The sequence below is a fragment of the Actinoplanes lobatus genome (assembly GCF_014205215.1).
In the GTDB taxonomy this organism is placed as follows: domain Bacteria; phylum Actinomycetota; class Actinomycetes; order Mycobacteriales; family Micromonosporaceae; genus Actinoplanes; species Actinoplanes lobatus.
The window spans coordinates 2,868,335-2,881,772 of the sequence record NZ_JACHNC010000001.1 but is presented as its reverse complement, the minus strand read 5'-3'; the positions used below and the strand labels follow the sequence as shown (position 1 = coordinate 2,881,772).

Annotated in this window: 22 protein-coding genes; all 22 read right to left on the bottom strand. The window is 66.5% G+C overall.

Translation table 11 applies throughout. From position 1 onward, the window contains the following. Positions 1–10: 10 nt before the first annotated feature. The 22 genes from rplR to rpsL all read right to left on the bottom strand — a co-directional run bounded on the left by rplR (position 11) and on the right by rpsL (position 13,043). On the bottom strand, positions 11–406 hold the full coding sequence (gene rplR, locus BJ964_RS13330; protein WP_425322152.1) for a 50S ribosomal protein L18: 396 nt from the start codon (positions 404–406) through the stop codon (positions 11–13). Further along, positions 403–942 (bottom strand): 50S ribosomal protein L6, encoded by a 540-nt coding sequence (rplF, locus tag BJ964_RS13325; protein ID WP_188120961.1) that lies wholly within the window; start codon positions 940–942, stop codon positions 403–405. The genes rplR and rplF overlap by 4 nt, the downstream gene beginning before the upstream one ends. A 14-nt stretch (positions 943–956) precedes the next feature. Next, a complete protein-coding gene (rpsH, locus tag BJ964_RS13320) occupies positions 957–1,364 on the bottom strand; it encodes a 30S ribosomal protein S8 (protein ID WP_014440735.1) in 408 nt (135 codons plus the stop codon). Between the two features lie 119 nt (positions 1,365–1,483). Beyond that, positions 1,484–1,669, bottom strand: a complete 186-nt coding sequence (locus BJ964_RS13315; RefSeq protein ID WP_020513598.1) for a type Z 30S ribosomal protein S14 — start codon at positions 1,667–1,669, stop codon at positions 1,484–1,486. A gap of 2 nt (positions 1,670–1,671) precedes the next feature. Then, positions 1,672–2,241 carry a 50S ribosomal protein L5 gene (rplE, locus tag BJ964_RS13310; protein ID WP_188120960.1) on the bottom strand — a complete coding sequence of 190 codons (570 nt, stop codon included), beginning with the start codon at positions 2,239–2,241 and terminating at the stop codon, positions 1,672–1,674. Continuing rightward, on the bottom strand, positions 2,241–2,561 hold the full coding sequence (rplX, locus tag BJ964_RS13305; RefSeq protein ID WP_188126927.1) for a 50S ribosomal protein L24: 321 nt from the start codon (positions 2,559–2,561) through the stop codon (positions 2,241–2,243). Before rplX ends, rplE begins: the two co-directional genes overlap by 1 nt. Further along, complete coding sequence (rplN, locus tag BJ964_RS13300) at positions 2,558–2,926, bottom strand: 50S ribosomal protein L14 (RefSeq protein WP_007465279.1); 369 nt, start codon at positions 2,924–2,926, stop codon at positions 2,558–2,560. The genes rplX and rplN overlap by 4 nt, the downstream gene beginning before the upstream one ends. A 94-nt stretch (positions 2,927–3,020) precedes the next feature. After that, positions 3,021–3,296: a 30S ribosomal protein S17 gene (gene rpsQ / locus BJ964_RS13295; protein WP_183222838.1), complete on the bottom strand. Its 276-nt coding sequence runs from the start codon at positions 3,294–3,296 to the stop codon at positions 3,021–3,023. After that, the gene (gene rpmC / locus BJ964_RS13290) at positions 3,293–3,526 is read right to left on the bottom strand and encodes a 50S ribosomal protein L29 (protein WP_183222837.1); all 234 of its coding nucleotides are present in this window, start codon (positions 3,524–3,526) and stop codon (positions 3,293–3,295) included. The genes rpsQ and rpmC overlap by 4 nt, the downstream gene beginning before the upstream one ends. After that, a complete protein-coding gene (gene rplP, locus BJ964_RS13285; protein WP_127545789.1) occupies positions 3,526–3,951 on the bottom strand; it encodes a 50S ribosomal protein L16 in 426 nt (141 codons plus the stop codon). Before rplP ends, rpmC begins: the two co-directional genes overlap by 1 nt. A gap of 3 nt (positions 3,952–3,954) precedes the next feature. Further along, complete coding sequence (gene rpsC / locus BJ964_RS13280) at positions 3,955–4,782, bottom strand: 30S ribosomal protein S3 (RefSeq protein WP_188120959.1); 828 nt, start codon at positions 4,780–4,782, stop codon at positions 3,955–3,957. Next, complete coding sequence (gene rplV / locus BJ964_RS13275; RefSeq protein WP_183222835.1) at positions 4,782–5,225, bottom strand: 50S ribosomal protein L22; 444 nt, start codon at positions 5,223–5,225, stop codon at positions 4,782–4,784. The genes rpsC and rplV overlap by 1 nt, the downstream gene beginning before the upstream one ends. 37 nt (positions 5,226–5,262) lie before the next feature. After that, on the bottom strand, positions 5,263–5,544 hold the full coding sequence (rpsS, locus tag BJ964_RS13270; RefSeq protein WP_014687760.1) for a 30S ribosomal protein S19: 282 nt from the start codon (positions 5,542–5,544) through the stop codon (positions 5,263–5,265). Positions 5,545–5,556: 12 nt separating this feature from the next. Beyond that, positions 5,557–6,396: a 50S ribosomal protein L2 gene (gene rplB, locus BJ964_RS13265; protein ID WP_183222834.1), complete on the bottom strand. Its 840-nt coding sequence runs from the start codon at positions 6,394–6,396 to the stop codon at positions 5,557–5,559. Positions 6,397–6,410: 14 nt separating this feature from the next. Next, positions 6,411–6,713: a 50S ribosomal protein L23 gene (gene rplW, locus BJ964_RS13260; protein ID WP_183222833.1), complete on the bottom strand. Its 303-nt coding sequence runs from the start codon at positions 6,711–6,713 to the stop codon at positions 6,411–6,413. Then, positions 6,710–7,357, bottom strand: a complete 648-nt coding sequence (gene rplD, locus BJ964_RS13255) for a 50S ribosomal protein L4 (protein ID WP_188120958.1) — start codon at positions 7,355–7,357, stop codon at positions 6,710–6,712. The genes rplW and rplD overlap by 4 nt, the downstream gene beginning before the upstream one ends. Beyond that, positions 7,354–8,004, bottom strand: a complete 651-nt coding sequence (rplC, locus tag BJ964_RS13250) for a 50S ribosomal protein L3 (protein ID WP_188120957.1) — start codon at positions 8,002–8,004, stop codon at positions 7,354–7,356. The genes rplD and rplC overlap by 4 nt, the downstream gene beginning before the upstream one ends. 12 nt (positions 8,005–8,016) lie before the next feature. Beyond that, complete coding sequence (gene rpsJ / locus BJ964_RS13245; protein ID WP_007073037.1) at positions 8,017–8,325, bottom strand: 30S ribosomal protein S10; 309 nt, start codon at positions 8,323–8,325, stop codon at positions 8,017–8,019. 374 nt (positions 8,326–8,699) lie between these two features. Continuing rightward, on the bottom strand, positions 8,700–9,893 hold the full coding sequence (gene tuf / locus BJ964_RS13240) for an elongation factor Tu (protein WP_188120956.1): 1,194 nt from the start codon (positions 9,891–9,893) through the stop codon (positions 8,700–8,702). 118 nt (positions 9,894–10,011) lie between these two features. After that, positions 10,012–12,108 (bottom strand): elongation factor G, encoded by a 2,097-nt coding sequence (gene fusA, locus BJ964_RS13235; RefSeq protein ID WP_188120955.1) that lies wholly within the window; start codon positions 12,106–12,108, stop codon positions 10,012–10,014. Between the two features lie 85 nt (positions 12,109–12,193). Next, positions 12,194–12,667 (bottom strand): 30S ribosomal protein S7, encoded by a 474-nt coding sequence (gene rpsG, locus BJ964_RS13230; RefSeq protein WP_188120954.1) that lies wholly within the window; start codon positions 12,665–12,667, stop codon positions 12,194–12,196. Between the two features lies 1 nt (position 12,668). Continuing rightward, a complete protein-coding gene (gene rpsL / locus BJ964_RS13225; RefSeq protein WP_014440718.1) occupies positions 12,669–13,043 on the bottom strand; it encodes a 30S ribosomal protein S12 in 375 nt (124 codons plus the stop codon). Positions 13,044–13,438: the final 395 nt, after the last annotated feature.

Below are 13,438 nucleotides of genomic sequence, written 5' to 3'. Positions count from 1 at the left end.
TCAATCCCTCCTAGAACTCGAGTCCGGCTTCGCGAGCGGCGTCCGCGAGCTTGGCGATCCGGCCCGCGTACTTGTTGCCACCCCGGTCGAAGACGACCTTGGAAATCCCCGCGGCCTTGGCCCGCTCGGCGAGGAGCGCACCGACCTTGCCGGCCTGGGCGGTCTTGTCGCCCTCGCCACCCCGGATCGAGGTGTCGAGGGTGGACGCCGAAGCCAGCGTGTGGCCCTTGAGGTCGTCGATGATCTGCGCGGTGATGTGCCGCGAGGACCGGGTGACGACAAGGCGGGGACGCTCGGCCGTACCACGGACGTTCTTGCGGACCCGGAAGTGCCGACGCGCCTTGCCGACGGCACGCTTGGCGGCGACGCCGCCGCCGTTGCGGCGCTTGAGCAGCGTGGCGGTCACTTCTTACCTGCCTTTCCAGCCTTGCGGCGGATGACCTCGCCCTGGTACTTGACGCCCTTGCCCTTGTAGGGCTCCGGCGGACGGATCTTGCGAATGTTCGCGGAGACCTCGCCCACCAGCTGCTTGTCGATACCAGTGACGGTGAACTGGGTCGGCTTCTCGACGGAGAAGGTGATGCCCGCCGGCGCCGGAACCAGGACCGGGTGCGAGAAGCCCAGGGCGAACTCGAGGTCCTTGCCCTTGGCGGTCACGCGGTAACCGGTGCCGTTGATCTCGAGCGTCTTCTTGTAGCCCTCGGTGACGCCGGTGATCATGTTGGCGACCAGGGTACGAGAAAGGCCGTGCAGTTCCTTGGCCTTGCGCTCGTCGTTGGGGCGGTTGACGACCAGCTCGCCGCCGTCCTGCGAGACCGTGATCGGCTCGGCGACGGTGTGCGAGAGCTCGCCCTTGGGGCCCTTGACCTTGACGGTCTGCCCCGTGATGGTGACGTCGACGCCGGCCGGGACCGGGATCGACTTACGTCCGATTCGCGACATGTCTAAGTCTCCAGTTACCAGACGAAGGCGAGGACTTCCCCGCCCACGCTCCGCTTGCGGGCCTGCTTGTCGGTCAGCAGTCCCTGGGACGTCGAAATGATCGCGACACCGAGGCCACCGAGCACGCGGGGCAGCTCGTCGGACTTGGCGTAAACCCGCAGGCCCGGCTTCGAGACGCGCTTGATGCCGGCGAGGCTGCGCTCGCGGTTCTGGCCGTACTTGAGCTCAACGACCAGACGCTTGCCGACCGCGCCCTCCTCGGGCTCCTCAGACGTCCACGAGGCGATGTAACCCTCAGCCTTGAGGACCTCGGCGATGTTCGCCTTGATCTTCGAGTAGGGCATCGTCACCTTGTCGTGGTACGCCTGGTTGGCGTTACGCAGACGCGTGAGCATGTCTGCGATCGGGTCCGTCATCGTCATGGGTATTCGTCAACCTTTCTCGCCGGGGTTCCCGAGCCGGGCTCAGGCCTACGGCGAAGCGGCATTACATTCGGGTCCGCCTGACGGCCCGCCGCGGACGGCGGGCCGGAGGACGGAAGTTACCAGGAGGCCTTGGACACGCCGGGGAGCTCACCGCGGTGGGCCATGTCCCGCACGCAGACCCGGCACAGGCCGAACTTGCGGTAGACCGAGTGCGGGCGACCGCACTTCTGGCAGCGGGTGTAGGCACGCACAGCGAACTTGGGCTTCGCGGCAGCCTTCAGGATCAGCGCCTTCTTCGCCATGCTCAGTTCTCCTTGAACGGGAAGCCCAGGAGCTTGAGCAGCGCCCGGCCCTCGTCGTCAGTCGCGGCGGTGGTGACCACCGTGATGTCCATGCCCCGCGGCCGATCGATCCTGTCCTGATCGATCTCGTGGAACACCGACTGCTCGGTCAGACCGAAGGTGTAGTTACCGTGCCCGTCGAGCTTCCGGCCGTCCAGACCGCGGAAGTCGCGGATACGCGGCAGCGCGATCGACAGCAGCCGGTCCAGGAACTCCCACATCCGGTCGCCGCGGAGGGTGACCTTCGCGCCGATCGGCATGCCCTCACGCAGCTTGAACTGCGCGATGGACTTGGTCGCCCGGCGCACCAGCGGCTTCTGGCCGGTGATGGTGGTCAGGTCACGGACCGCGCCGTCGATCAGCTTGGAGTCCCGGGCAGCCTCGCCGACACCCATGTTCACGACGACCTTGACCAGGCCGGGGATCTGCATGGGGTTGCCGTACTTGAACTGCTCGTTGATGGCCGGCGCAACCTCGGAGCGGTACTTCTGCTTGAGGCGCGGCAGCGTCTTGGTCTCGGTGGCGGCAGTCATCAGAGTTCCTTACCGGTCGTACGCGCGATCCGGACCTTGTTGCCGTTCTCGTCAATCTTGTAGCCGATCCGGGTCGGCTTGCCGTCGCCGTCCAGCACCTGCACGTTCGAGATGTGGATCGCGGCTTCCTGAGTGACGATGCCGCCGGTCTTCGAACCGCGCTGGTTCGTGCGGATGCGCTCGTGCTTCTTGACGCGGTTGACGCCCTCGACCAGGACCTTGTCACGCGTCGGGTAGGCCGCGATGACCTTGCCCTTCGCGCCCTTGTCCTTGCCGGCGATGACGACGACCGTGTCGCCCTTCTTGATCTTCACGGTCAGAGCACCTCCGGCGCCAGGCTGATGATCTTCATGAACCGCTTGTCGCGCAGCTCGCGCCCGACCGGGCCGAAGATGCGGGTACCGCGGGGGTCCCCGCCGTCCTTGATGATGACGGCGGCGTTCTCGTCGAAACGGATGTACGAGCCGTCCGGACGGCGCCTCTCCTTGGCGGTGCGGACGACGACCGCCTTGACGACGTCACCCTTCTTCACACCGGCGCCCGGGATGGCGTCCTTGACCGTGGCCACGATGACGTCGCCGATGCTCGCGTAACGGCGACCGGAGCCACCGAGCACCCGGATGCACAGGATCTCCCGGGCACCCGTGTTGTCGGCGACGCGCAGTCGCGACTCCTGCTGGATCACGTCTGTCTCCTATGTCTGCCAGTTCTCCGGGCCGCAGGCCCGAAGCTTGGCGGAACGATGGTCCGCTGGGCCGGCCGGAGCCGGCCCAGCGCACTCACTTGGCCTTTTCGAGGATCTCCACGATGCGCCACCGCTTGGTGGCGGAGAGCGGACGAGTCTCCATGATCGAAACCCGGTCGCCGACGCCGGCCGAGTTCTGCTCGTCGTGCACCTTCAGCTTGCGGGTACGGCGGATGACCTTGCCGTACAGCGCGTGCTTGACGCGGTCCTCGACCTCGACAACGACGGTCTTGTCCATCTTGTCGCTGACCACGAGACCCTCACGCACCTTGCGCTGAGCGCGCGGAGCGGTGGTGGTGTTCTCACTCATGCCGTCACCTCATCCGGCGCGACCGAGAGCCCAAGCTCGCGCTCACGCATGATCGTGTAGATCTTCGCGATGTCCTTGCGGACGACCTGCAGTCGACGGTGATTGTCGAGCTGCCCGGTCGCGCGCTGCACACGAAGGTTGAACAGCTCCGCCTTGGCCTCCCGCAGCTTCGCGACCAGTTCCTCTTCAGGAAGCTCGCGGAGCTCGGCTGCCTTAACGCCCGCTGCCATCAGCTTTCACCCACTTCGCGCGTCACGATGCGGCACTTCATCGGGAGCTTGTGGATCGCGCGGCGCATCGCCTCACGCGCGATCGTCTCGTTCGGGAAGGACATCTCGAAGAGGATGCGTCCCGGCTTGACGTTCGCAACCCACCACTCCGGAGAACCCTTACCGGAACCCATACGGGTCTCAGCCGGCTTCTTGGTCAGAGCCTGGTCCGGGAAGATCGAGATCCAGACCTTGCCACCACGCTTGATGTGGCGGGTCATCGCGATACGCGCCGACTCGATCTGCCGGTTCGTCACGTACGCGGGCTCCAGCGCCTGGATACCGAACTCGCCGAAGACGACCCGGTTGCCGCCCTTGGACGCGCCACTGCGGTCCGGGTGGTGCGGCTTGCGGAAGCCCTTCGGGGGCTTACGCGGCATCAGCATGGCTCAGCCCTCCTGCTGCGTTTCAGCCGCAGCCGGAGCAGCGGCGGTGTTGTCGGCGGACGCCTGGGCCTGCGCGGCCCGGCCGGCCTCGGTGCCGCCCGCGGTCGTGCCGGACGAACCGGAACGGCCACGACGCGGACGCTCGGCGCGGTCGGCACGGTCCCGGCGCGGGCGAGCCGGCGCCTCGGCGACGACCTCCCGACCCGGAACGGCGTCGCCCTTGTAGATCCAGACCTTCACGCCGATGCGGCCGAACGTGGTACGGGCCTCGAAGAAGCCGTACTCGATGTTGGCCCGCAGCGTGTGCAGCGGAACGCGACCCTCACGGTAGAACTCCGTGCGGCTCATCTCCGCGCCGCCGAGACGGCCGGAGACCTGCACCCGGATGCCCTTGCAGATCGGGTTCTTCATGGCCGACTGCATCGCCTTGCGCATCGCCCGCCGGAAGCTGACCCGGGAGGACAGCTGCTCGGCGACACCCTGCGCGACCAGCTGGGCATCCGACTCGGGGTTCTTGACCTCGAGGATGTTCAGCTGGACCTGCTTGCCGGTGAGCTTCTCGAGCTTCCCGCGGATCTTGTCGGCCTCCGCACCCTTACGGCCGATGACAATGCCCGGCCGGGCGGTGTGGATGTCGACGCGGACCCGGTCCCGGGTGCGCTCGATGTCCACCTTGGAGATGCCGGCACGCTCGAGGCCCTGGGACATCATGCGGCGGATCTTGACGTCCTCGCCGATGTAGTCCTTGTAGAGCTTGTCCGCGAACCAGCGGCTTCGCCAGTCGGTGGAAATGCCGAGGCGGAACCCGGTGGGGTGAACCTTCTGACCCATTACTCGGCACCCTCCGTGCTCTGGGACTCGGCCTTCGGCGCAGCCTTCTTGGCCGCGGCCTTCTTCGCCGGGCGGGCCGTCTGGACCGCCTCGACCGCGATGGTGATGTGACACGTGCGCTTGCGGATCCGGTACGCCCGGCCCTGCGCCCGCGGACGGAACCGCTTGAGCGTGGGGCCCTCGTCGACGAACGCCTCGCTCACGAGGAGGGCGTCGGGGTCGAGCCGCTCGTTGTTCTCCGCGTTCGCGACGGCGCTGGCAAGCACCTTGTAGACCTGCTCGCTAGCGGCCTGCGGCGCGAACTGCAGGACGACCAGCGCCTCCTTCGCGGGCAGACCACGAACGAGGTTGATCACCCGGCGCGCCTTGTTCGGCGAGATGCGCACGTGCCGCGCAACCGCCCGCGCGCCCGGAAGCACCGGAGCGTCGCCCTTGACTGGCATCGCTGTAGCTCCTAATTCCTCAGATCCGTGTATCTGCTTAGCGACGACGGCTCTTGCGGTCGTCCTTCTCGTGACCCTTGAACGTCCGGGTCAGAGCGAACTCGCCGAGCTTGTGCCCGACCATCGCCTCGGTGACGAAGACCGGGACGTGCTTGCGCCCGTCGTGCACAGCGATCGTGTGCCCGAGCATGTCGGGGATGATCGTCGAGCGCCGCGACCAGGTCTTGATGACGTTCTTCGAGTTCTTCTCGTTCTGGACTTCCACCTTCTTGAGCAGGTGGTCATCGACGAACGGGCCCTTTTTGAGGCTGCGAGGCATCTTTAACTCCCGTTACCCGCGCTTGCGGGTGGCGTAGCGGCGGCGAACGATCAGCTTGTCGCTCTCCTGGCCCTTGCGGCGGGTACGGCCCTCCGGCTTACCAGCCGGGTTGACCGGGTGACGACCACCAGAGGTCTTACCCTCACCACCACCGTGCGGGTGGTCGACAGGGTTCATGGCGACACCACGGACGGTCGGGCGCTTGCCCTTCCACCGCATACGGCCGGCCTTACCCCAGTTGATGTTCGACTGCTCGGCGTTGCCGATCTCGCCGATCGTCGCGCGGCAGCGGACGTCGACGCGACGGATCTCGCCGGAGGGCATACGCAGCGTGGCGTACACACCCTCACGGCCGAGCAGCTGGATGCCGACGCCGGCCGAACGGGCCAGCTTGGCGCCACCGCCGGGACGAAGCTCCACACCGTGGATCGTCGTACCGACCGGGATGTTGCGCAGGGGCAGGTTGTTGCCCGGCTTGATGTCCGCGCCCACACCCGACTCGACGCGGTCGCCCTGCTTGAGGTCCTTCGGCGCGAGGATGTAGCGCTTCTCACCGTCGGCGTAGTGCAGCAGAGCGATGCGGGAGGTGCGGTTGGGGTCGTACTCGATGTGAGCGACCTTGGCCGGCACGCCGTCCTTGTCGTTCCGCTTGAAGTCGATCAGCCGGTACTGCCGCTTGTGGCCACCGCCCTGGTGCCGCGTGGTGATGCGACCGTGGACGTTGCGGCCACCCTTCTTGGGCAGCGGAACCAGCAGAGACTTCTCCGGCGTGGACCGGGTGATCTCGGCGAAGTCGGCGACGCTGGAGCCACGACGGCCCGGCGTGGTCGGCTTGTACTTACGGATTGCCATGATTCACAAACCCCTTAGCTGACCGGGCCGCCGAAGGCCTCGATACGGTCACCGTCAGCCAGCTTCACCATCGCGCGCTTGGTCGCCTTGCGCTGTCCCCAGCCGGACTTGGTGCGCTTGCGCTTGCCCTCGCGGTTCGCCGTGTTCACGGTCAGCACGCGGACGTTGAAGATCTGCTGAATCGCGATCTTGATCTGGGTCTTGTTCGCGTCCGGACGGACCTCGAACGTGTACCAGTTCTGGTCGAGAACGCTGTAGCTCTTCTCGGAGACCACCGGGGCGACGATGATGTCGCGCGGGTCGGCGATCGTGCTCACTTGTCGCCCTCCTCGGACTTCTCGGACCCGCCCAGGAACTCGTCGAGCGCGGCCTTCGTGAAGACCACCTCGTCGGCGACCAGCACGTCGTACGTGTTGAGCTGGCCGGCCTCGATGAGGTGAACGGTCGGCTCGTTCCGCAGCGACACCCAGTTCAGCTCGTCCTGGCTGTCCAGGACGACCAGAACCTTGGTGGTCTGGGCGACCTTGCGCAGCGTCGCGATCGCGGTCTTCGTCGACGGCTTCTCGCCGGTGACGAACGCCTCGACCACGTGCACGCGGTTCTCACTCGCCCGGTCCGAGAGGGCGCCACGCAGCGCGGCAGCCTTCATCTTCTTGGGGGTCCGCTGGCTGTAGTCGCGCGGCACGGGGCCGTGCACGACGCCACCACCGGTGAACTGCGGCGCCCGGATCGAGCCCTGACGGGCGCGGCCGGTGCCCTTCTGCTTGTACGGCTTCTTGCCGCCGCCGGCGACCTCACCGCGCGTCTTCGCCTTGTGCGTACCCTGCCGGGCCGCGGCCAGCTGCGCCACGACGACCTGGTGCATCAGCGGGATGTTCGGCTCGACGCCGAAGACGTTGCCGGGAAGCTCGACCGAGCCGGCCTTCGCGCCCTCAGCGTTGATCACGTCAACCGAGCTCACTTGGCACCGCCCTTCTTCGCCGCGGAACGGACCAGGATCAGCGCGCCCTTGGGACCGGGCACCGCGCCGCGGACCAGGATCAGGTTGCGCTCGGTGTCGACGGCCTGGATGACCAGGTTCTGCACGGTGAAGCGCTTGCCACCCATGCGACCGGCCATCTTGACGCCCTTGAAGACACGACCCGGGGTGGCGCAGGCGCCGATCGAACCCGGGGAGCGGTGCTTGCGCTCGACACCGTGGCTCGCGCGCAGACCGTGGAAGCCGTGCCGCTTCATGACACCGGCGTAGCCCTTGCCCTTGGTCTTGCCGGTCACGTCGATCGGCTGGCCGACCGTGAACGCGTCGACGGTGACCTCCTGGCCCAGCTCGTACTCGCCGGCGTCGACGGTGCGCAGCTCCACGACGTGACGACGCGGCGAGACGCCGGCCTTCTCGAAGTGGCCGCTCTCCGGCTTGTTCACCTTGCGCGGGTCGATGGCGCCGTACGCCAGCTGGACAGCCGAGTAGCCGTCCTTCTCATCGGTGCGGACCTGGGTCACGACGCACGGGCCGGCCTGAACCACGGTCACCGGGACGACCTTGTTGTTGTCCCAGACCTGGGTCATGCCGAGCTTGGCGCCCAGGATCCCCTTAACTTGCCTGTCCATTAGTCGCGATCCCTACAGCTTGATCTCGATGTCGACGCCAGCCGGCAGGTCGAGGCGCATGAGCGAGTCGACCGTCTTCGGAGTCGGGTCGATGATGTCGATCAGACGCTTGTGCGTGCGCATCTCGAAGTGCTCGCGCGAGTCCTTGTACTTGTGCGGCGAACGGATCACGCAGAAACGGTTGATCTCCGTGGGCAGCGGCACCGGGCCCGCGACCTGCGCCCCGGTACGCGTCACCGTCTCGACGATCTTCCGCGCCGAGGAGTCGACGACCTCGTGGTCATAGGCCTTGAGCCGGATGCGGATCTTCTGTCCCGCCATGGTGGCTTCTGTTTCCTTCTCTCGATGCCGCTACCTGCGGAAGCGGGTTGACCTCCGCATGCCCGCAGGACGGTTGATCCTGCGTTGTCCGACCCCCGCGGTCGGGCGTGTCGCGCCCCTCGGCATAAGGAGCCCACGCAGAGTGCTAGCACTCCAGTCGATCACGGGGATCTAAGGTGTCACTGGGTGGCAGAGGAACACACCCGGACACCCGGCGAGGGCGGGTACCTGATCTAGCAGTGCTACTGCTGAGCTGATACCCACCCCGCGCGGACGCAACCTGACTAGTATGCCCGATTGAATCCGGCAATGCTAATCGGGGTCACCAGTGAGGGTTGCTCACGAACAGAACGCGCCGTGAACAACCCTCGCAATCACTTGATGATCTTCGTGACCGTTCCGGCGCCGACGGTGCGGCCACCCTCACGGATCGCGAACTTCAGGCCCTGGTCCATGGCGATCGGCTGGATCAGCTTCACGGCCATCGAGGTGGAGTCGCCCGGCATGACCATCTCGGTGCCCTCGGGCAGCGTGACGACGCCGGTGACGTCCGTGGTACGGAAGTAGAACTGCGGGCGGTAGTTCTGGAAGAACGGGGTGTGCCGGCCGCCCTCCTCCTTGGAGAGGATGTAGACCTGGCCCTCGAACTCCGTGTGCGGAGTCGTGGTGCCCGGCTTCACGACGACCATGCCGCGCTCGACGTCCTCGCGCTTGATGCCGCGGAGCAGCAGACCGACGTTCTCACCCGCGCGGGCCTCGTCGAGCAGCTTGCGGAACATCTCGATGCCGGTGCAGACGGTCTTGGTCGACTTCTCGCGGATACCGACGATCTCGACCTCCTCGTTCGGCTTGAGGATGCCACGCTCGGCGCGACCGGTCACCACGGTGCCACGGCCGGTGATCGTGAAGACGTCCTCGATCGGCATGAGGAACGGCTTCTCGGTCTCACGCTCGGGCTGCGGGATCGCGGTGTCGACCGCGTTCATCAGCTCCAGGAGCTTGCCGGTCCACTCCGGGTCGCCCTCGAGCGCCTTGAGCGCCGACACGCGCACGACCGGCAGGTCGTCGCCCGGGAACTCGTAGGTGCTGAGCAGCTCGCGGACCTCGAGCTCGACGAGCTCCAGGAGCTCCTCGTCCTCGACCATGTCGCTCTTGTTCAGGGCGACGACGATGTACGGAACGCCGACCTGGCGGGCCAGGAGCACGTGCTCCTTGGTCTGCGGCATCGGGCCGTCGGTCGCGGCGACCACCAGGATGGCGCCGTCCATCTGCGCCGCACCGGTGATCATGTTCTTGATGTAGTCGGCGTGGCCGGGGCAGTCCACGTGCGCGTAGTGGCGCGCCGCGGTCTGGTACTCGACGTGCGCGATCGAGATCGTGATGCCGCGGGCCTTCTCCTCCGGCGCCTTGTCGATCTCGTCGAACGGGGTGTACGGGTTCAGGTCCGGGAACTCGTCGTGCAGGACCTTCGTGATGGCCGCAGTCAGCGTCGTCTTACCGTGGTCGATGTGACCAATGGTGCCGATGTTGACGTGCGGCTTAGTCCGCTCGAACTTCGCCTTCGCCACTGGTGTCCTCCTGTGGACTGATCATTACTTGTCGCCCGGCACGCCGATAAGGCGCTCAGGACTCTGTCGACTGCCAGTGCACGTGCGGCCCTCGACAGGCCGCACGTGCCTCAACGCATCAGGCGCCGGTGGCCTTAGCGATGATCTCCTTCGCCACGTTCTGCGGAACCTCGGCGTAGGAGTCGAACAGCATGCTGTAGCTAGCCCGGCCGGCAGTCTTCGACCGCAGGTCGCCGACGTAGCCGAACATCTCCGAGAGCGGCACCAGAGCCTTGACGACGCGGGCGCCGTGGCGCTCCTCCATCGACTGGATCATGCCACGCCGGGAGTTGAGGTCGCCGATGACGTCACCCATGTTGTCCTCAGGGGTGGTGACCTCAACGGCCATCATCGGCTCGAGCAGAGCGGGGTCGGCCTTGCGGGCCGCTTCCTTCATCGCCATCGAGCCGGCGATCTTGAACGCCATCTCGGACGAGTCGACCTCGTGGTACTGACCGTCCAGGAGCGTGAACTTCACGCCGACCAGCGGGTAGCCGGCGAGAACGCCGTACTGCAGGGAGTCCTGCGCGCCCGCGTCCACCGAGGGGATGAACTCCTTGGGGATACGGCCACCGGTGACGGCGTTCACGAACTCGTAGGTCGGACCGTCGGCCTCGAGGCCGAGCGGCTCGACCTTGACGATGACCTTCGCGTACTGACCCGAGCCACCGGTCTGCTTCTTGTGGACGTAGTCGAGCTTCTCCACGGTGCCGCGGATCGTCTCGCGGTACGCCACCTGCGGCTTACCGATGTTCGCCTCGACGTTGAACTCGCGCCGCATGCGGTCGACGAGGATGTCGAGGTGGAGCTCGCCCATGCCGGCGATGATGGTCTGCCCGGTCTCCTCGTCGTTGAAGACGCGGAAGGTCGGGTCCTCCTCGGCCAGACGCTGGATCGCGGTGCCCAGCTTCTCCTGGTCCGACTTGGTCTTCGGCTCGATGGCGACCTGGATGACCGGCTCCGGGAAGGTCATCGACTCCAGGATGACCGGCTTGGCCGGGTCGCAGAGCGTGTCACCGGTGGTGGTCTGCTTCAGACCCTGGACGGCGATGATGTCGCCGGCCTGCGCGGTGGTGCGCTCCTCACGCTTGTTCGCGTGCATCTGGTAGATCTTGCCGATGCGCTCCTTGCGGTCCTTGGTGGAGTTGATCACCTGGGTACCGGTCTCGAGCGTGCCGGAGTAGATCCGCACGTAGGTCAGCTTGCCGAGGTGCTTGTCGGTCTGGATCTTGAAGGCCAGCGCCGAGAAGGGCTCGTCGTTCGACGGCTTCCGCTGCATCGGCGTCTCGCCGTCGGTCGCGGTGCCCTCGATGGCCGGGATGTCCAGCGGCGACGGCAGGAACTCGACAACGGCGTCCAGCATCGGCTGCACACCCTTGTTCTTGAACGCCGAGCCGCAGAGCACCGGGTTGGCCTTGCTGGCGATCGTGGCGCGCCGGATGGCGGCCCGGATCTCCTCGATCGAGACCTCTTCGCCCTCGAGGTACTTCTCCATCACCGCGTCGTCGACGTCGGCGAGGGTCTCGATGAGCTTCTCGCGCCACTCGGCCGCGGAGTCGGCCAGGTCGGCCGGGATCTCCTCGATCGCGTAGTCCTCACCCTTCTGGGTCTCACCACGCCAGGTGAGGGCACGCATCTCGATCAGGTCGACGACACCGATGTGGTCGCCCTCGAGCCCGATCGGGATCTGGAGCACGAGCGGCGTCGCGTTCAGCCGGTCGATCATCATCTGCACGCAGCGGAAGAAGTCCGCGCCGGTCCGGTCCAGCTTGTTGACGAAGCACATCCGCGGGACGTTGTACTTGTCCGCCTGACGCCAGACGTTCTCGGTCTGGGGCTCCACGCCGGCAACGCCGTCGTAGACCGCCACCGCGCCGTCGAGCACGCGCAGCGACCGCTCGACCTCGACCGTGAAGTCGACGTGGCCGGGCGTGTCGATGATCTGGATCGTGTGACCCTTCCACTCGCACTTGGTGGCGGCGGAAGTGATGGTGATACCGCGCTCCTGCTCCTGCTCCATCCAGTCCATGACGGCGCCGCCCTCGTGGACCTCACCGATCTTGTACGTGATGCCGGTGTAGAACAGGATTCGCTCGGTTGTCGTGGTCTTACCAGCGTCGATGTGCGCCATGATGCCGATGTTGCGAACCTTGGCGAGCGCGTCTGCGGCGGCCACTTCCATCCCTACTTTTCTTCGTCGTCGTCTCTAGGACCGGTACGACTGCCGTGGCCCGGCCGGAAGCCGGGCCCGCAGCAGGGTCTTACCAGCGGTAGTGCGCGAAGGCCTTGTTGGACTCCGCCATCTTGTGGGTGTCCTCACGACGCTTGACCGCGGCGCCGAGGCCGTTGCTCGCGTCGAGCAGCTCGTTCTGCAGGCGCTCGATCATGGTCTTCTCGCGGCGGGCCTTGGAGTACTGGACCAGCCAGCGCAGACCGAGGGTGGTCTGACGCGGGGTGCGGACCTCGACCGGAACCTGGTAGGTCGCGCCACCGACACGGCGGCTGCGGACCTCGAGGGTCGGCTTCACGTTGTCCATGGCGCGCTTGAGGATGACCACCGGGTCGGTGCCACCGCTCTTCTCACGGCAGCCCTCGAGGGCTCCGTACACGATGCGCTCGGCGAGCTGACGCTTGCCGCCGACCAGGATCTTGTTGACCAGCTGCGTTACCAGCGGGGAGTTGTACACCGGGTCAGCGACCACAGGGTGGCGCGGAGCGGGTCCCTTACGCGGCATATCAGCTCTTCTCCTTCTTCGCGCCGTAACGGCTGCGGGCCTGCTTGCGGTTCCGGACACCCTGGGTGTCGAGCGAACCACGAACGATCTTGTAGCGAACGCCCGGAAGGTCCTTCACACGGCCGCCGCGCACGAGCACGATCGAGTGCTCCTGCAGGTTGTGACCGACGCCCGGGATGTACGCCGTGACCTCGATCTGGCTGCTGAGCTTCACACGAGCGACCTTGCGCAGCGCAGAGTTGGGCTTCTTGGGGGTGGTGGTGTACACGCGCGTGCACACGCCGCGCCGCTGGGGACTTCCCTTCAGCGCCGGCGTCTTCGTCTTGCTCGTCTTCGCCTGGCGGCCCTTGCGGACCAGCTGCTGGATCGTGGGCACCGGGTTTCTCCGCTCCCTTCGGCCGCTTCCTGTTGTACGGCCGCACCGTGTGTTTCTGCCTCTGTGTGCCGGCCACCCCCCAGAGGAGGCGTCCGGCACCCGCGGTCGGGCGTGTCGTCCGGCTCACGGTCCCATCGCGCGTGAAGGTTCACGCGTTCCGGATGTTGTCTGTGTGAACAGGGCCATCACTGAGCCCTGCCCGTCGTGGTGCTCTAACCCGTCGCACGTTCCGAAACGGGTGCACGCACGAGTTGCCCGGGCGAGCCCGGGCACGAGGGGAAAGCCTACCCACCCTGCGCACCCAGGTCAAAATGAGCCCAGGCTCCCACGATGGACATCTCCGTATACCAGTGTACCGGGTCGCTTGGCGCACCATCGCTGCGGTGCCGGATCCG